The organism is Thermococcus chitonophagus (genome assembly GCF_002214605.1).
GTDB lineage: Archaea > Methanobacteriota_B > Thermococci > Thermococcales > Thermococcaceae > Pyrococcus > Pyrococcus chitonophagus.
The window spans coordinates 1,773,400-1,789,957 of record NZ_CP015193.1 but is presented as its reverse complement, the minus strand read 5'-3'; the positions used below and the strand labels follow the sequence as shown (position 1 = coordinate 1,789,957).

At 44.3% G+C, this 16,558-nt stretch carries 15 protein-coding genes and 1 tRNA gene; 10 read left to right on the top strand and 6 right to left on the bottom strand.

Annotated elements, in window-relative coordinates:
* Window positions 1–20: 20 nt before the first annotated feature.
* The 3 genes from topA to A3L04_RS09855 all read right to left on the bottom strand — a co-directional run bounded on the left by topA (window position 21) and on the right by A3L04_RS09855 (window position 4,284).
* Entirely contained in the window at window positions 21–2,066 is a 2,046-nt protein-coding gene (gene topA / locus A3L04_RS09865; protein WP_068577678.1) for a DNA topoisomerase I, read from the bottom strand.
* Complete coding sequence (locus tag A3L04_RS09860; protein ID WP_231963759.1) at window positions 2,063–3,895, bottom strand: DUF460 domain-containing protein; 1,833 nt, start codon at window positions 3,893–3,895, stop codon at window positions 2,063–2,065. The genes topA and A3L04_RS09860 overlap by 4 nt, the downstream gene beginning before the upstream one ends.
* A 311-nt stretch (window positions 3,896–4,206) precedes the next feature.
* A tRNA-Lys gene (locus A3L04_RS09855) sits at window positions 4,207–4,284 on the bottom strand.
* Between the two features lie 104 nt (window positions 4,285–4,388).
* Here A3L04_RS09855 and A3L04_RS09850 point away from each other — a divergent pair.
* The 3 genes from A3L04_RS09850 (at window position 4,389) to A3L04_RS09840 (ending at window position 6,072) form a co-directional block, all read left to right on the top strand.
* A complete protein-coding gene (locus tag A3L04_RS09850) occupies window positions 4,389–4,670 on the top strand; it encodes a hypothetical protein (protein ID WP_068321048.1) in 282 nt (93 codons plus the stop codon).
* A gap of 100 nt (window positions 4,671–4,770) precedes the next feature.
* On the top strand, window positions 4,771–5,319 hold the full coding sequence (gene tfe, locus A3L04_RS09845) for a transcription factor E (RefSeq protein WP_068577675.1): 549 nt from the start codon (window positions 4,771–4,773) through the stop codon (window positions 5,317–5,319).
* Between the two features lie 6 nt (window positions 5,320–5,325).
* A complete protein-coding gene (locus A3L04_RS09840) occupies window positions 5,326–6,072 on the top strand; it encodes a DUF2110 family protein (protein WP_068577674.1) in 747 nt (248 codons plus the stop codon).
* On the opposite strand, the gene A3L04_RS09835 is transcribed toward A3L04_RS09840, so the two are convergent.
* Window positions 6,038–6,661, bottom strand: a complete 624-nt coding sequence (locus A3L04_RS09835; RefSeq protein ID WP_157092424.1) for a hypothetical protein — start codon at window positions 6,659–6,661, stop codon at window positions 6,038–6,040. The two genes, A3L04_RS09840 and A3L04_RS09835, sit on opposite strands and share 35 nt — an antisense overlap.
* A 240-nt stretch (window positions 6,662–6,901) precedes the next feature.
* Window positions 6,902–7,279 carry a 30S ribosomal protein S6e gene (locus A3L04_RS09830; protein WP_068577671.1) on the bottom strand — a complete coding sequence of 126 codons (378 nt, stop codon included), beginning with the start codon at window positions 7,277–7,279 and terminating at the stop codon, window positions 6,902–6,904.
* Window positions 7,280–7,389: 110 nt separating this feature from the next.
* Between A3L04_RS09830 and A3L04_RS09825 the strand changes: the two genes are divergently transcribed.
* A complete protein-coding gene (locus A3L04_RS09825) occupies window positions 7,390–8,388 on the top strand; it encodes a cell wall-binding repeat-containing protein (protein WP_068577669.1) in 999 nt (332 codons plus the stop codon).
* Here the strand turns inward: A3L04_RS09825 and A3L04_RS09820 are convergent.
* Entirely contained in the window at window positions 8,385–9,242 is an 858-nt protein-coding gene (locus tag A3L04_RS09820) for a DMT family transporter (protein WP_172799788.1), read from the bottom strand. The genes A3L04_RS09825 and A3L04_RS09820 overlap by 4 nt on opposite strands.
* Before the next feature lie 105 nt (window positions 9,243–9,347).
* Here A3L04_RS09820 and minD point away from each other — a divergent pair, with 105 nt between their 5' ends.
* The 6 genes from minD to A3L04_RS09790 all read left to right on the top strand — a co-directional run bounded on the left by minD (window position 9,348) and on the right by A3L04_RS09790 (window position 16,555).
* Window positions 9,348–10,088, top strand: coding sequence for a cell division ATPase MinD (minD, locus tag A3L04_RS09815; RefSeq protein WP_068577667.1), 741 nt, complete (start codon window positions 9,348–9,350; stop codon window positions 10,086–10,088).
* A gap of 43 nt (window positions 10,089–10,131) precedes the next feature.
* Entirely contained in the window at window positions 10,132–10,878 is a 747-nt protein-coding gene (locus A3L04_RS09810) for an ATP/GTP-binding protein (protein WP_068577665.1), read from the top strand.
* Window positions 10,879–10,927: 49 nt separating this feature from the next.
* On the top strand, window positions 10,928–11,416 hold the full coding sequence (locus A3L04_RS09805; protein WP_068577660.1) for a hypothetical protein: 489 nt from the start codon (window positions 10,928–10,930) through the stop codon (window positions 11,414–11,416).
* Between the two features lie 2 nt (window positions 11,417–11,418).
* On the top strand, window positions 11,419–14,433 hold the full coding sequence (locus A3L04_RS09800) for an LAGLIDADG family homing endonuclease (RefSeq protein WP_068577659.1): 3,015 nt from the start codon (window positions 11,419–11,421) through the stop codon (window positions 14,431–14,433).
* 53 nt (window positions 14,434–14,486) lie between these two features.
* Entirely contained in the window at window positions 14,487–14,909 is a 423-nt protein-coding gene (locus A3L04_RS09795) for a translation initiation factor IF-2 subunit beta (protein ID WP_068321064.1), read from the top strand.
* Between the two features lie 173 nt (window positions 14,910–15,082).
* Window positions 15,083–16,555 (top strand): ArnT family glycosyltransferase, encoded by a 1,473-nt coding sequence (locus A3L04_RS09790; protein ID WP_068577658.1) that lies wholly within the window; start codon window positions 15,083–15,085, stop codon window positions 16,553–16,555.
* Window positions 16,556–16,558: the final 3 nt, after the last annotated feature.

Sequence of the window (16,558 nt, the reverse complement as noted above, 5' to 3'; positions counted from 1 at the left end):
TGCGAATTATTTTAAATACCTTACCACTTCTTGCAGTTCATATCGAGACAGATTACCCTCTTTTCCTTCCCATCCTTAACTATGACCACGGGCGCTCCGTTGCAGCACGTTCTCCCTGTGGGGATTATCTCTCCTCTCTGAAGAATCGGGTAAGTAACGTCACATTTAGGCCAGTTTGAGCAACCGATGAACCTCTTACCAGTCTTCTTGTTGTACTTGACGATTAGGTCTCCCCCACACTTTGGGCACTTTCCAACGACGAGGGGCTTTTCCACATTATCCTCCCCAACGACTATCTTAGCTAACTCAAGGCCGATTTCAAGTTCCTTCTTTTTGAACTCCTCAAGTATCTTGATTAGTTTCTGCTTTGCTTCTTCAATGACCTCTTCCTTTGTGAGTTTTCCTTGCATTATTAGCTCCATCTTCTTCTCGAACTCTCTCGTTAGCTCGACGCTAATTATCTCGGGAACGTACTTCTCGAGGGTTTCAATTACTTTCATCCCCAGGGGAGTTACCTTTATGCTCTTTTTCCCTTCTATGTAGCCCCTCTGATATAGGGTTTCGAGTATTTGAGCTCTCGTTGCCTTTGTTCCTAACCCCAAGTCCTCCATCTTCTTTATTACTGCTGCAGGAGAGTATCTTGCAGGAGGCTTTGTCTTCTTTTTCTCTCTCTTTATCTGCAGAACTCTGATCTTCTCCCCAACCAAGAACGTTGGGAGGGTTACCTCCTCGAACTTAACGTACTTTCCGTAAACGGCGAGCCATCCTTCCTTGACTGTCCTGCCTCCAGAAAGAATGAACTTATGCGGGCCAGCTTTAATAGTAACCTTTACACTCTCCCTCACGGCCGGCTCCATGAATAACGCGAGGAACCTCCTAACTATCATGTCGTAAAGCTTCTCCTCATCCTTCGTTAGGTCGCCGGGCTTGGGGACTTCTCCAGTCGGATATATTGCCGGATGTGCTGGATCTTCCTTTTTGCCTTCCACTGGCTTAAGTTCTGGCATGCCTAGGAGGATGTGAGCGTAGGGCCTGTACTGGGGCATCTTTGCCAGGCTTTGAATTATGTACCTAAAGTTCAAGTTCTTTGGCAACTTTTGACTTTCAGTCCTGGGATAAGAGGAGAATCCTTTCTCATATAGACTCTGAGCCAAATCTAAGGTTTTCTTGGGACTGAAACCGAAGGAAGAATAAGCTTCTCTCTGCAGGGTTCCAAGGTCAAAGGGAACAGGTGGATTTCTCTTCTGTCTCTTCACATCTACCCCTGCTACCCTTACGGGTCCTTTCTTTGCCTCGAGGACTATCTTCTTTGCCTCCTTTTCATCCCAGACTTTGTCTTTCTCATAATTAGCGACGAATTTTTGTCCGTTCTTCTCAAAAATAAGCTTTATAACCCAGTAGGGCTTTGGAACAAAGTTTTGAATCTCTCTTTCTCTTTCAACGAGGAACTTCAAGGTAGGGCCTTGAACCCTACCTGTGCTCAGAACTATCCACTTTCCACTAGCCCTCTTTATGGCATGGGTTAGTGCTCTGGATAAGTTTACTCCCCAGTACCAGTCAAGTACATGCCTCGCGATTCCCGCGTTTGCCATTCCGAAATTTATCGTTGGCTCAAGATTATACCATGCTTTTACTAGATCCCTCTTGGTTAGCGCGGAAAACTTCATTCTCTTAGCTACCCCAGGATCCACACCACAGGCATACTTTAGTGCAGTATACCCTATAACCTCACCTTCAGTATCATAGTCACATGCAACCACGAATTCCTTTACCCTCTTGGCAAGAACGGAAAGAAGCTTAATGTAGTCCTTTGCGTACTCTTTTCCTTTCTCCGCGACGTACACCGGAACCCACTCTATGTCGAATATAGGATAGCCAAAGAAATCCTGCCTAGGAGCTAGACCGTAGAGATGCCCCACGGCGGGAGCAACGATCAGCTTTTTACCATCTCTGAAGAGCTCATAATATGGAACCCCAAAGAGACTCTTCTTTGCTGGTCTTCCTTCGGCTAAGGCTCCCGCTATTTTCCTCGCTACATTGGGCTTTTCGGCAATGACTAGTATCATTGCCTTTCCTCCTCAGCCTTCCTGATGAGTTCCTTAACCCTCTCTATCCTGTACTCCTCTATCACCCTAAGGACGCTCTCTAGTTCTTCCCTCTTTTCTTCTTCATCCCACTCCTTAATTTTCTTTCTAATTATATCTTCAAGCTCCTCCCTTTTGACAACGGCAAAGTCGTCGAGTCTTATTACCTTGATATCCTCCCCCTCAAGCAAGACCGGGATTCTCTCTTCTCTGAATACTTCATAAACTGCTACTGGCAACTCCTTTTGAGAAACTATAGCTTTTATTTTTTTCTTTGCAAGGTGTTCTGCTATCTTCCTTCCCGCTCCAGCTGGATTAATAACGTATACTATATCTCCCCTCTTTATCCCAATATCTTTCTCGAGTTCCTCTAAGTCCTTCCAAGTTAAGTTCTCAAGAACCTTCATTGGGTATACCTTCCCGCTGAGCTCGAGTCTGTGCATCTTCCTGGTTTGAGCAAGCTTTCTTGCTAAGATTTCAACTTTTTCTTTTTCCTTCTTTAACTTCTTCTCCAGAATAGCTATTCTCTCATCTCTCGCCCTTATTTCTCTCTCCTTAAGTACTTTAAATCTGACTCCTTCATCAAATTCCGCGAGCTTTCTCTCCAGCCTTTCAATTATCTTCCTCTGTTCTTCGATTATAGCTCTAAGTTCTGCGTTTTCCCTTTCGAGTTCTGCTATTGCCTTCTCGAGAGCCTTTATTTTTTCAATATAAGATGCCACATCTACTTCTGGCTTGACCTCTTCGTGGTGTTCCTCCTTTGGTCTTTCAGCAAGCTTGACCTTCATTATGGCTTCTCCAAGGCTATATCCAGTCAAAACAAGGGCCTTTATCTCGTTTCTCTTCTTCCACAGGCCAACTTCCCTTAATCTTGCTTCAATATGCTCAAACTTTGGCTTGTACCTTAGGTATGCTTTGTAGGCAGCAGCCAGAGCATCTCTCTGGTGGTCATCTTCCACTGATATTCCTAGGTTCCTGAGCAACTCGTTCTTTTCCTCTACCTTGAGACTTTCCCTGGGGACGAAGAGTTGTGCTTTAAACGATCTTGCTATCTTTTCAACTAATCCTGGGGCAGGATTAACGTCTGTTGCAACTATTACAGGATGTCCAATCTCGCTTATAAAGCGAACTATCTCGCTTAGTGCCATGTTCTTCTCGCTGTATATAGCAAGTATCTTGCCGTCTAAATCAATCGCGGCAATTCCCACAGTTATCCCAGGATCCAGTCCTACTATTATGCTCTTCCTTTCTTCTATCGCAGTTTCCGCCTTTAGGGGGACGAACTCAAGGACTTTCCTTTCAACCGGTTTTATCCTAATTTCAACGTCTCCGCCTCGCATTGGTTTTACTAACCCGGCAAGCTCCTCTCTACTGGCATAAACCTTAAACTCTCCCCTTGAGACACCGTAATCCCTTTCTTCTATCTCCAAATCAAAGGGTATATCGGCCCTTCTAAGGGCCTCCTCAATCTGCCTGACCTTCGCTTGGACTAGGCTGTGAACTCTTCTCCTGTACCTGTCTTGACTCCATCCCCCCTTTCCTTGACTTCTCCCCCTTGTTACTGTGATTAGAACTTCATCTTCAAACGCCAAGACTTCATAGCCGACGCCTTTGGAGGCGAGAAGTGCTGCGACTTTTGCTTCCTCGTAAGGATCAAATTTATCCGTAATCCTGATTCCATGCTCCTTAGCAAGACTCCAAAGGGATTTCTGCTCCCCTGGTCTCCCGGTTACTTGTACTAATTTAGTTCCTTCTGGAAGTGCTCGAAGAAACTTCCTTAAGTCTTCTCCAAGCTCGGTAACACTATCCATTGCAATTATATCGGGTCTTTTTGCCCTGATATATCTGATAAGTCTATATAGGTTAAACTCACCTTTCCTCTCAATCTTACCATTAAACCAAGTTACGACGGCAAATCTTTTTGGATTTTCGCTGATTATATCAATCCCTATAATTAGGATAACTCATCACCTCTTGATCTTGATATTTTATTATCTAAATGATCTTGAGGGGTTATAAAATCAACACATAGCCTGCTGGGGCAGAAAATGTGTTTTAGGTTTCTTAGCAGAAGGAACTATGGTGTCAATAGGAGGACGCCTAAAATAAATAAGGATAGGTTTGGCGGGCCGGGCGGGATTTGAACCCGCGACCACCGGGTTAAAAGCCCGGTGCTCTAACCAGGCTGAGCTACCGGCCCACCCGATGACTAACTCGGCAGAAGTTTTATAAGCTTTTTTGTGGACAGTTAGGTTGATAAATCCCAAAGGGGCCAGCAACTTCAGAGATGTGGGGGTGACATAGTTGGAAGTAATCATCGAGAAGTTCAAGCCAAAGGTTACCAGGCCGTTTAAGAGGAAGAATGAATGGTGGGTGAAGCTTATTACTGAAGATGGAGAGTATATAATGAAGTTCAAGAGTCCAATAGAAGCAGAGGACGTTGTCTATGGTCTTTTAGATCTCCAAGTCTATGGTGGTAAAGTTAAATTGAAGCTAAGAGAGGGGAATGTAATAGAGGACATTGAGGTTCTTGAGATATATAAACCCTCCGCTAAAGAGCTTGTCGATGAGTACTTAACTAAATAACGTTTTCCCGCCCTTCTTGAATATCTTCCTTAAAGTATATATAGGGTTATGTCCATATTAATTCATTGGGGAAAGTGGTTAAAATTGGGAGGTTAAGAGAATGGCCAGAAGGAACAAGGCCCTTCTTGAGATAGCAAGGGACATAGGGGGAGATGAAGCTGTAGAAGTAATAAAGGCTCTTGAAAAGAAAGGAGAAGCCACAGATGAAGAGTTAGCTGAAATCACGGGGATTAGAGTTAATACCGTTAGGAAGATTCTTTACGCTCTCTATGATGCAAAGTTAGCCGATTTTAAAAGAATAAGGGATGACGAGACGGGATGGTATTATTATTACTGGCATATTGAGACCAAGAGGTTACCTGAAATCATTAAGGCAAGAAAAATGCAAGAGCTCGAAAAGTTGAAGAAAATGCTCCAAGAGGAAACAAATGAAGTGTATTACCACTGTGGCACCCCAGGGCATCCAAAACTGACTTTTGATGAAGCCTTTGAGTATGGCTTTACATGTCCTATATGTGGTGAAATACTCCATGAATACGATAACTCGGCTATTATAGAAGAATTAAAAAAGAGAATTGAGGAGCTTGAAATAGAGCTGGGCCTGAGAAAAGCTCCAAAATCCAAGTCAAAGAAAAGCAGGAGAAAGTGACGCCCTATGGAAGTTATAATACCTCAGAAGATTTATGGGGATAGGAGTGGTTTTAGTAAGATCAACAAGAAGTTGAAATCCTTAATTGGAGACCTTGATGTAAAGTGGAGAGTTTCAATAACAATAAGGCAGTGGGTTAAAATAACGCTTGAGGGCGAAGATAGTGAGATATCTGCAAACCTCATTAGGGAAGAATGGGGTGAAATTCCTTATTCTCTGGCAAGTGTAAATGAGGGCGATGTACTCTTAGGGAGGCTTGTTGACCTTGGGAAAGTAGGCTACGGTGTTTACGTCGACATTGGGATTCTGAAACCGCGGCCAAAGGATGCTTTAGTTCCTCTCTACTGGCTCAAACGGACTTTTGGAGAAAAACCGGTAAGGCAGATGAGAAGGGAATTTGGGTGGGTTGACTATCTACCAGTTGAAATAAGGATAGAGAGAGTTGAAAAGTTGGCCCAGGAAATAGAGGCCTACCTTACTGACCGCTGGGTAAGGAAGATAAAGGGATGGACAAGTGATAAGTACGATAAGCTTTTCATAGTTGGCACGATAAGCGAAAATGTGGAAAGGGCTTTGGTCGAGACAGGGCATAGTAGGGATGTAAGGAGGATAGAGGAGCTAGGGCTTATGGAAACAATGCTAATCCTGAAGAAAGGTACTCACGCCCCAGGTATAATAAAGGAAATCGGTCCATACATAAAGCCTGCTAAAATTGGTGCTATAAAGTTTCCTCAGGATGGGGAAGAGAAGTAATTAACCTGATACTAACAGCTGACATTAAAAGAACAAACTCTAACTTTGCTAAATTTAGAAAAGGAATTAATAGAAGTGCAAATATCAGGAGCATTATTGTTTGTCTTTTCATCATTATATTCTTCCTTTCAATATAAATAGAATACCCTATCAGAATGGCTGGAAGTATTATTGCTGGAAGTACGTTGGAATTCGGTGTTCCTGGGGAGGGAAAAGAATAAAGACCCACTTCGTGCAATAAGAGTGAAACAGCAATTGTAACAAATGCATACGCATAGCTTGTCAACGTTATTGGAAAAGCCAATAGGTAAGAGATTGCTATAAGCGGAAAAGGCTTTATCATTATCCCTAGTAGACCTGATAGTATCCCTAATACTGTTATATAAAAAATTCTCTTGGCTTTTCCTCTGGGAAGGGGAGAAATTATAACAGAAAGCAATAGGGTAAATGCACTTAGGGAAAGTGTTTTCATGGGTGTGAGGTCTGCCCTCACATTTGGATCAATAAGGAACATTCCAAGAATTAGAAATCCTAGCTCTCTTGCAAACTTAGGTGCTAGGCCGAATATCGTGGGGATAAGGAGTATCATTGGAAAGTACTTTTGAGGAGCTAAAAGGACGTATAGGAGGGAGGCTATAATTAGGTATTGGCTCTCCTTTGACTCCCATGCAATCAGGATAAGCAATAGCGGGGCTAAAACCAGTATTAGAGTTGCCAGTGATATCAAAAGCAACACCTCGATGTAGCCCGGTCCAGCGCGGCCCCATCGCTTCGGCCCCAGCCGGTCTGAGCCGCGCAAGAGATAATGAGAAATGAAAGGTTAAAAATTTTAGTACACAAGCTTGACGTTAACCTGAACGATTTCGGGACTTATTGTGTTACCCCTTACAGTCTTCTTTCTCCTCTCTCCCTTCTCCCTGGGTCTGAATCCCGGTCCCTTGGATAGGAGGATCCTAACTCTCCTTGGTCCATGGACATCTGGTCTCATTGGGAAACCATCCTTATCTGTTCCACCCCTGATCTCTATCTTAACGTCCTCTGGAAACTCCTTGCCAAACAGTGCGTTTAGATCTATCCCAAGCTCCTTTACTGGTATTTGGTCTCCTATCTTCTTTCCAATGAGCTTCTCTGCGGCGTCTCCAGTAATCTCGATCTGCTTTGCTATTCCGCTCTTTGGATCGGAAATTACAAGCTTGAACGTTGCCATTTCCTCCCACCTCCACTTTCATCAGCGGGATTCATCGGGTTCCCCCTTAGCCCGATGCATGAAAATTTAAATAGTTTAAAAACCTTGGGGTTAGAGAGGAGGGGGTTTAAATGAAGAAAGTTTTGATTTCGCTAGTATTCCTATCACTCTTCATTACTTCCGTTTATGCTTCATATCCTCAGTATGATCTCATAATTGTGAGGAATGATGATATAATTGACTACCTAATAGCTCTCCCTTACTCTCACCTTATAAATGTCCCCATACTGCCAGTAAATCCAAAAAAATTGGATAAAGTGACAAAGGCTCAGCTATACTCTTACATTCAGCTTGGACGAAACAGGGTTCTTATAGTCGGCAGTGCAAATGCGATAAGTTTGGAAGTTGAAAATGAGCTTAAGGAGATGGGTTTCAGCGTCACAAGGATTGGGGGAGCTGACAGGACTGAAACTGCAGAAAAACTTGCTCTTCATTTTTATCCTAATGGGAGTAGGGTCGTTGTTCTGGCAAGTGCCTGGGACTACGGGTCAACTCTAGCTGCAGCAAAATTTGCAATGGAATACAAATATCCTCTCCTCCTCACGTGGGAAAACCAGCTTTCACCTGCGGCCTTAGAAGGAATAAAAGCATTGCATCCAACAATGGTGATCTTAGTTGGACTAGGGCTTAATGAAACAATCGAGAAAACCCTGGAAAAGATGGGGTATGAAACCTACTGGATAGGGAGAGATATTGAGCCCCCTCCAATCGAGACCAATACAACAACGGCGGTTCCACCTTCCACTAAGAGCTCAAAGCTCTCATTTCTACTTGGAATGATCGTCGCGTTTTTGGTCATGAGTCCCCTCTTAGTGTATCTAAGCAAAAAAAGATCAGAAAAGAGGCAGGAAATACTTGACCAATTAAACGAAAAAGAAGTAGCAGTTTTGAAAGCAATAATAGAGAATGGTGGAGAAATAAAGCAGGAAGAACTTCCGGAAATAGTTGGTTATTCGAGACCAACAATAAGCAGGGCAATTCAGAACCTAGAGAAGAAAGGCCTCGTAGTTAGGGAAAAAAGCGGGAAAACCTTCCTTGTTAAAGTCGTGAAAAAGATAAAACTTGATTAGGACGTGAGTAGCCATATTCCCGAAACCACCAGGCCAAGACTCACCCATATCTTCCAGTTTGGAGGCTCCTTAAGGAAGGTTATTGCAAGTAAAGTTGAAATTATCGGGTTTATTGCGGTAATTGGTGTGGCAATCTGAGAGCCAAGCATTGACACTGAGGAAACAAAGGTGTACTGGGCAACTACAAGGCCCAGCATCCCTGCAGTTGCTATAACCATTACTTCTCTCTTGGTTATGTGTTTCAATTCAGGTACAACTTTCAAGGAGCTTATTGTAATCCCCACCGTAGCGTACATTATCCTCAGGCCTGCAAGTGTTAAAGGGGATATTTTGTTTGAAAGCCAGTCCATTAGAATTATTGCCATGCTCCAGGATATTGGTGTTAGAAATGCGTATAAGAGTCCTTTTGGGTTTACGTGTTCCTCAACTTCAACCTGCCTAACTACAATTATCCCAAGAACTATCATTAAAGCTCCAATAGCTATTCTTATCGTTATTTCTCTGCCTAAGAATAAATAAGCCCAGACAAGGGTCCAAAGTGGATACGTAGATGTTATTGGGACTGTTCTTGAAACTCCGAGAGATTTGAGGGCCGAAAAATATAGGTAATCACCGATGACGAAGCCAAATTGTGCTGATACGAATGCTATAATGTGGTATTCTAGGGACATTCTAAATATCTCGTTGAAGTTCCCTCCAATTAGGAAAATTGTGGCATACATTAGTGATGAGAAAATAAGCCTAACTAGATTTGCTATTAAAGGAGATCTGTTTTTAAGCCCAACTTTTATTAAGACAGATGAGGTTCCCCAGCAAATGGCGGAAATTAACGCAAAAGCCACTCCAACTATCATGGTTGCCACTTGCTCGATTAGCTTAAAAATTTAGCGTTTCGATAAAAACTTCAACGAGAGAAAAATTATAAGTTTCTGAAAGTAGAGATTACAGGGGTTTTTGATATGACGACGAGAATAATCTCAATAGTTTCGGGCAAAGGGGGAACTGGGAAGACAACTGTAACTGCCAATCTTTCAGTTGCCCTTGGTGAGAGAGGAAAGAAAGTTCTAGCTGTGGATGGTGACTTAACGATGGCAAATCTCAGCTTAGTTCTGGGTGTTGACGATGCCGACGTTACGCTCCATGATGTATTGGCGGGAGAGGCAAAGATAGAGGATGCAATTTACATGACGCAATTTGAAAATGTCTACGTTCTTCCTGGGGCCGTTGACTGGGAGCATGTGATAAAAGCAGATCCAAGAAAGTTGCCAGATGTAATAAAATCCCTTAAGGGGCAGTACGATTTTATCCTAATAGACTGCCCTGCTGGGCTACAGTTGGATGCAATGAGCGCAATGCTGAGCGGTGAAGAGGCGTTGCTCGTCACGAATCCTGAGATATCATGCCTTACCGACACGATGAAAGTTGGGATAGTACTGAAAAAAGCCGGGCTTGCAATCTTGGGGTTCGTTCTTAACAGGTACGGGAGGACTGAGAAAGATATCCCTCCAGAGGCCGCGGAAGAAGTTATGGAGGTTCCTCTGCTGGCCGTTATTCCGGAAGATCCTGCCATTAGGGAGGGAACCCTGGAAGGAATTCCAGCTGTGAAGTACAAACCCGAAAGTGAGGGAGCTAAAGCATTCGTTAAGCTCGCAGAGGAAGTTGACAAGCTGGCTGGAATAAAGGCCAAGATAATGTACTAAAACTTTTTAGGTTCACCTAATTTTAACTAGCCTGGGAGGAGCCATGATAATAGCGTTTGTGGGAACGGCGGGAAGCGGAAAAACTGCGCTAACAGGTGCTTTCGGCAAGTACCTCGAAGAGAACCACAAGGTCGCCTACGTTAACTTAGACACAGGAGTAAGGACACTTCCATACAAACCGGATCTTGACGTTAGAAAGTCTGTTACCGTAGAGGAGATAATGAAGGAGGGATACGGGCCAAACGGCGCAATAGTGGAGAGCTATGACAGACTAATGGATGAATTTGACCATTACTTAAACTCGATACTGGAGCTTGAGGAGAAGAACGACTACGTTTTAATAGACACCCCAGGTCAAATGGAAACCTTCCTATTCCACGAGTTCGGCGTTAAGCTAATGGAGAACCTACCCTATCCCTTGGTGGTTTATCTCTCCGATCCCGAGATATTGAAGAAGCCCCACGATTACTGCTTTGTAAGGTTTTTCGCCCTTCTGATAGACCTAAGACTTGGGGCGACAACAATTCCAGCCCTCAATAAGGTTGATCTCCTAGGTAGGGAAGAGCTGGAAAGGCACAAGAGGATGTTTGAGGACATAGAGTACCTAACAGCGAGGCTCAAGCTTGACCCCTCAACCCAGGGATTGTTGGCCTATAAAATGTGCTCAATGCTCCCAGAGGTTTCACCTCCCGTTAGGGTGATATACCTCTCGGCAAAAACTGGGGAGGGCTTTGATGAGCTTGAAACGCTCGCATATGAACACTACTGTACATGTGGAGACCTGACGTAAGGGCTTTAAGACCAAAAGGGGAAGTTTGAGTGCGCTGGGTGGAGGATTAATGCTGACAGGAAAAGCCTTAATTCCCGTTAGGGTACTCAGATCATTCGGAAACTGGAAAGAGGGGGATATGATCCTCCTAGAGGATTGGAAGGCCAGAGAGCTTTGGGAGATCGGGGTAGTTGAGGTTATTGATGAGGCCGACAAAGTTATTGGCGAGATAGATAGGGTTCTAACTGAAGAGAGGAAAAATCCTCCCCTTTCTCCAATCCCCGAAGGCCTGTACGAGAGAGCTGAATTCTATATCTACTACCTTGAGAAGTTCGTGCAGATAAGTGGCGGGAACATAGATGTTATACAAACCAAGCTGACGAAGCTTCAGAATTTAAAGAAAAAGTACAAGATGCTCAAGGAGATAAGGTTCAAGAAAATCCTTGAGGCAGTTAGGCTAAGACCAAATAGCATGGAAATCCTTGCGAGACTTTCTCCAGAGGAGAAGAGAATCTACCTCCAGATTTCTAAGATAAGGAACGAGTGGATCGGTGAGTGAGAATGGAAAGGGAGGAGATGATAGAGAGATTTGTCAAGTTCTTTAGGGAGTACACCGAAGAGGAAGAGCCCCTTTACCTAGGTAAAATAAAGGATCTGCTTACTGTAACTCCCAAGAGGTCGGTTACAATAAACTGGATGCATCTGAACTCTTACGATCCTGAATTAGCCAACGAGGTTCTTGAACATCCAGAAGAGGGAATTGGGGCGGCGGAAGATGCCATTCAGATAGTTCTTAGGGAAGACTTTCTTAGGGAGGATCTCCCCAGGATACACGCGAGATTCTACAACCTTCCGGAAACCCTGTTGGTAAAGGACATTGGGGCAGAGCACATAAATAAGCTGGTTCAGGTAGAAGGCGTAATAACAAGGGTAACTGAGATAAAGCCTTTCGTTTCAAGGGCCGTATTCGTGTGTAAGGACTGCGGCAACGAGATGGTTGTGACTCAGAGGCCCTATGAAGGATTTACGGTTGTAAAAAAGTGTGAAGTGTGTGGGAGCAAGAATGTTGCCCTAGATGTTGATAAGAGCTCGTTCGTTAACTTCCAGATGTTCAGGATTCAGGACAGGCCGGAGACCCTAAAAGGTGGGCAGATGCCCAGGTTCATCGATGGGATACTGTTAGATGATATAGTTGATACGGCAATGCCCGGTGATAGGGTTCTCGTGACTGGAATACTGAGGGTAGTGCAGGAGAGAAGGGAGAAGACCCCAGTGTTCAGGAAGGTTCTTGAGGTCAACCACATAGAGCCCGTGAGCAAGGAAATAGAGGAACTCGAAATAACGCCGGAAGATGAGCAGAAGATTAGAGAGTTGGCAAAAAGGAAAGACATAGTGGAGGCCATAGTTGATTCTATTGCTCCAGCAATTTACGGTTACAGGGAGGTAAAGAAGGGTATAGCTTTGGCTTTATTCGGTGGGGTTCCCAGGACTTTACCCGATGGAACTAGGCTTAGGGGGGACATCCATGTTTTGCTCGTGGGTGATCCTGGGGTTGCGAAAAGTCAGATTCTGAGGTACGTTTCTAACCTTGCCCCCAGGGCCATCTATACCTCCGGAAAGAGCAGTTCGGCCGCAGGATTAACGGCCGCTGCCGTAAGGGACGAGTTTACTGGTGGATGGGTTCTTGAAGCTGGAGCCTTAGTTTTGGCAGATGGAGGTTACGCGCTGATAGATGAGCTAGATAAGATGAGCGACAGGGACAGGAGTGTTATACACGAAGCACTTGAGCAACAAAGCTATCACCACGACTTTGAGATATTATTGGCAGATGGGAGGAAGGTCAAGATTGGAGAGCTTGTTGATTCGCTAATTGAGAAGAATAGGGATAGGGTGATTGTTGGTAAAGATACCGAAATTCTACCCGTTGATGATATCTATGTCTTGGCATACGATCTTAAAAACAAGAGGATAGTGAAAGTAAAAGCGGACCGTGTAAGTAGGCATAAAGCTCCTGAGCACTTTATAGGGCTGAAGTTCTCCAACGGAAGGGAGATAGTAGTTACTCCTGAGCACCCAATTATGATATGGGAGAACGGGGAGATTAAGGAGAAACCAGCTGAAGAGGTTAAAGAGGGCGAGATGGTACTTGGCGTTAGGAGGTACGAACACTTAGACTCTAAAGATGTTGATGAAAGGAAAGCAAAGCTTATTGCGCTCTTACTGTCTAAGCTATCTTCATCCAATGGACAGTATTTTGAGATCAAGCTACATAACAAAGGACTTAAGTCAGTGTTGGATGAGATTGGAGTAAGGTACGAACTGGCAGATGATAGGGCAATTTTGCCTGTAAATGAGCTCATAAAGTTTGGTATCCCAATTGACCTCCGGAGAGTCCCTCCTGAAATAATGTGTGGGAGTAGGGAGGTTAAGTTAACGTTCCTCAAGATCCTGCTTGTAGCTGATGGGTCAATAAGCGGTGGCATGGCTAAGCTCGATCTCATTTCAAGGGAATTAGCCGAGGATGTTCAAGATTTATTGCTTAGTCTTGGCATCTCATCCGAGATTTCAGGAAATGTGCTTGTGATTTTCGATGCTGAAGTAATATTAAAGGGTGAGGAAACTAGCGAAGATAAGGGAGGAGAGAACGCTAGGGGTATTAGGGTAGTAGAAGTTGAGAAGATACCTAACAAAGATTGGAAGTGGGTATACGATGTAACAGTCGAACCTTATCACCTCTTCGTATCTCATGGATTAGTGCTTCATAACACTATTAGTATCTCAAAAGCAGGTATAACGGCTACTCTAAATGCCAGAACAACTGTTATAGCAGCTGCAAATCCAAAGCACGGCAGATTCAATAGGATGAAGCCTCTCTTCGAGCAGATAGACCTCCCTCCCACACTACTAAGCAGGTTTGACTTGATCTTCGTTCTAGTAGATGAGCCCGATGAAAAGCTGGACAGCGAGATAGCGAGGCATATCCTGAGGGTAAGGAGGGGAGAGAGCGAGGTAGTAACACCTAAGATATCTCACGAACTGTTAAGGAAGTACATAGCCTACGCCAAGAAGAACGTTCATCCCGTGATAAGCGAGGAGGCTATGGAGGAGATCGAGAAGTACTACGTGAGGATGAGGAGGAGCGCCAAGAAGGGTAGTGAGAATGAGGGGATAAGGCCAATCCCAATCACCGCGAGGCAGCTTGAGGCCCTGATAAGACTGAGCGAAGCCCACGCTAGGATGAGGCTAAGCCCCATAGTCACCAGGGAAGATGCGAGGGAGGCAATAAAGCTTATGGAGTACACCCTTAGGCAGATAGCCACGGATGAGACCGGCCAGATAGATGTAACGATCCTTGAAGTTGGACAGAGTGCAAGGAAGCTCAGCAAGGTTGAGAGGATCCTCGATATAATTGAGAAGCTACAGAAGACGAGCGAGAAGGGCGCTCATATAGATGACATACTCGAAGAGGCAAAGAAGTTTGGAATAGAGAAGCAGGAGGCAAGGGAGATAATAGAAAAGTTGCTCCAGCAGGGCCAGATATACATGCCCGAAACCGGCTATTACAAGTTGCTCTGAGACCGTCTGATTTATATACGAGGACAAATACTCAGGAATGGGGGTGAGATATAATGGAGATTGACTATTACGATTATGAAAAATTGCTTGAGAAGGCATACGAAGAGCTTCCGGAGAACGTTAAGCACCACAAGTCACGTTTCGAGGTTCCTGGGGCCCTTGTAACTATTGAGGGTAACAAGACGATAATTGAGAACTTTAAGGATATAGCAGAAGCCCTAAACAGGGATCCACAGCACCTCCTCAAGTTCCTGCTCAGGGAGATAGCTACCGCCGGAACGCTTGAGGGCAAGAGGGTGATCCTCCAGGGTAGGTTTACTCCCTACCTTATAGCAAACAAGCTGAAGAAGTACATTAAGGAGTACGTTATCTGTCCCGTCTGTGGTAGTCCCGATACGAAGATCATCAAGAGAGACAGGTTCTACTTCCTCAAGTGCGAGGCGTGTGGTGCTGAAACTCCAATTCAGCACCTGTAACCCAGGGATGATGACTTTGCCGAGTGCTGAGGCATGATGAATAAACAGTCGTCTGACCCGGCCCTTTGTCCTTTTTTCTCGTTTCCTATTGTTTTAGTCATGGTTTTAGTTTCTAGGTTCAAGTCAATCCCAGGCCTCCGTACGGAGGAGATCTATACTTCCATACGGGCATTGTGCAGGCGATAATATTTGGGAACCCCCCGTTTAGGGATCCAACAAACGTTGGGGAGTATGCGTTCTATCCTTGGCTGTACCACCTTACAGTTGCCTTCCTGGGCAAGATCCTCGGGATATTTTTCGTAGTCACAAAGGTAGCTCCGATCCTTATTTTGGCACTCTCAATGTTCGTTCTCTATAAAATAGCAGGAGAGAACTTTAATCACAGAGTCGCAATGGTTTCGGTTTTAATACCACTTGCCCTTAAGTTTCCTGAAGCACATCCAGGGGCTCTGCTTTCAATGGTCATGATCCCCCTGTTCTACCTTGCTCTGTTTAGGTTCTCCAGAGATAGGGACATCAAAAATTCTATATTCCTGGGGATATCCTGGGGCTTGGCAGGTTTGACGCATGTGCTTGGAACTTTTGGTGCAGGAGCGATTTTATTAACCAAAACAGTGATGGATAAAATAAAGCGGATGAAGATCGAGTACAACACTGTGGCAATAGCTATTGGGGTCGCGATACTCCTCCTCTTTTGGGGCCCTCTATTAGTCATGTATCATGCAGAAACACCCAACCCATATCAGGAGCTAGTAATGAGGCACTTCACGCTTCCCGAGTTTATAATATCCTTCCTCACATTTTCCCTCTCCTTTTCCGGATTAAAAATTCTATTGGGGATGCTGACAATTCCTGGGATTATACTCGGCTTAATTAGGGATAGGGATGTATTCTTGCCTTCACTTTTGGGAATACTTGGAGCGGGAGTTCTGTTCATTGTGTTGGGTGACAACTTAGTAGCGTACAAGCTGTCCTCATACTATTTCACATTAAATGCCCTCGCAATCCTTGAATCGCTGAACTGGCTCTCTGAGAACTTGAAGTGGAGCAAAATAATGCCTTCAGTGGTTATTATCCTTATGGGGACTTCAGCCATAACTGTAGGTGACTATGCAAACTCTCCATGGACTGTCATTGGGTTTAAAGATCCGTGGTATAATGACCTCAGATACTGGATACTTGACAACTCTGACGTAAACACGGTGTTCTTGAGTAGCTATGAGAGCTCATTCTTTCTGTTTTCCATCTCTGGAAGAAAAACGGTATTGTTTAGGAGAACTCATGCATCTCCATTCGTGGATTATGATAAAAGAAGCCTCGATATAGCCATTGCACTTGCGGGCAATGACACCAAAGAATCACTAAGAATTCTCAGAAAGTACAACGTGACCTATATCTATATTGACAGCTTCACAAAGAGGGATCCAATCTGGGTGCCCTATAAGTACTCCAACATCCTCATGGAGAAGGGGATTGAGTGCAGGGTTGGATACGCCATGTATGACCCTGCAGACCCTAAGAGCGTGAAGATAAAGGCGTGTCTAATTGAGTTTAAAATTAATCCTAGGCTAAAAAGGATGCTAAAGCTTGTATACTCTAACGGAGAAACGAAGATATACAAGCTTATTAATGGACAAGACAATTAAGGT

Excerpts from the sequence above, each read along its gene's own strand:
- topA (WP_068577678.1), bottom strand. The coding sequence starts at position 2,066 with ATGATACTAGTCATTGCCGAAAAGCCCAATGTAGCGAGGAAAATAGCG.
- A3L04_RS09860 (WP_231963759.1), bottom strand. The coding sequence starts at position 3,895 with ATGGATAGTGTTACCGAGCTTGGAGAAGACTTAAGGAAGTTTCTTCGA.
- tfe (WP_068577675.1), top strand. The coding sequence starts at position 4,771 with ATGGCCAGAAGGAACAAGGCCCTTCTTGAGATAGCAAGGGACATAGGG.
- A3L04_RS09840 (WP_068577674.1), top strand. The coding sequence starts at position 5,326 with ATGGAAGTTATAATACCTCAGAAGATTTATGGGGATAGGAGTGGTTTT.
- A3L04_RS09835 (WP_157092424.1), bottom strand. The coding sequence starts at position 6,661 with ATGATACTCCTTATCCCCACGATATTCGGCCTAGCACCTAAGTTTGCA.
- A3L04_RS09830 (WP_068577671.1), bottom strand. The coding sequence starts at position 7,279 with ATGGCAACGTTCAAGCTTGTAATTTCCGATCCAAAGAGCGGAATAGCA.
- A3L04_RS09825 (WP_068577669.1), top strand. The coding sequence starts at position 7,390 with ATGAAGAAAGTTTTGATTTCGCTAGTATTCCTATCACTCTTCATTACT.
- A3L04_RS09820 (WP_172799788.1), bottom strand. The coding sequence starts at position 9,242 with ATGATAGTTGGAGTGGCTTTTGCGTTAATTTCCGCCATTTGCTGGGGA.
- minD (WP_068577667.1), top strand. The coding sequence starts at position 9,348 with ATGACGACGAGAATAATCTCAATAGTTTCGGGCAAAGGGGGAACTGGG.
- A3L04_RS09810 (WP_068577665.1), top strand. The coding sequence starts at position 10,132 with ATGATAATAGCGTTTGTGGGAACGGCGGGAAGCGGAAAAACTGCGCTA.
- A3L04_RS09805 (WP_068577660.1), top strand. The coding sequence starts at position 10,928 with ATGCTGACAGGAAAAGCCTTAATTCCCGTTAGGGTACTCAGATCATTC.
- A3L04_RS09800 (WP_068577659.1), top strand. The coding sequence starts at position 11,419 with ATGGAAAGGGAGGAGATGATAGAGAGATTTGTCAAGTTCTTTAGGGAG.
- A3L04_RS09795 (WP_068321064.1), top strand. The coding sequence starts at position 14,487 with ATGGAGATTGACTATTACGATTATGAAAAATTGCTTGAGAAGGCATAC.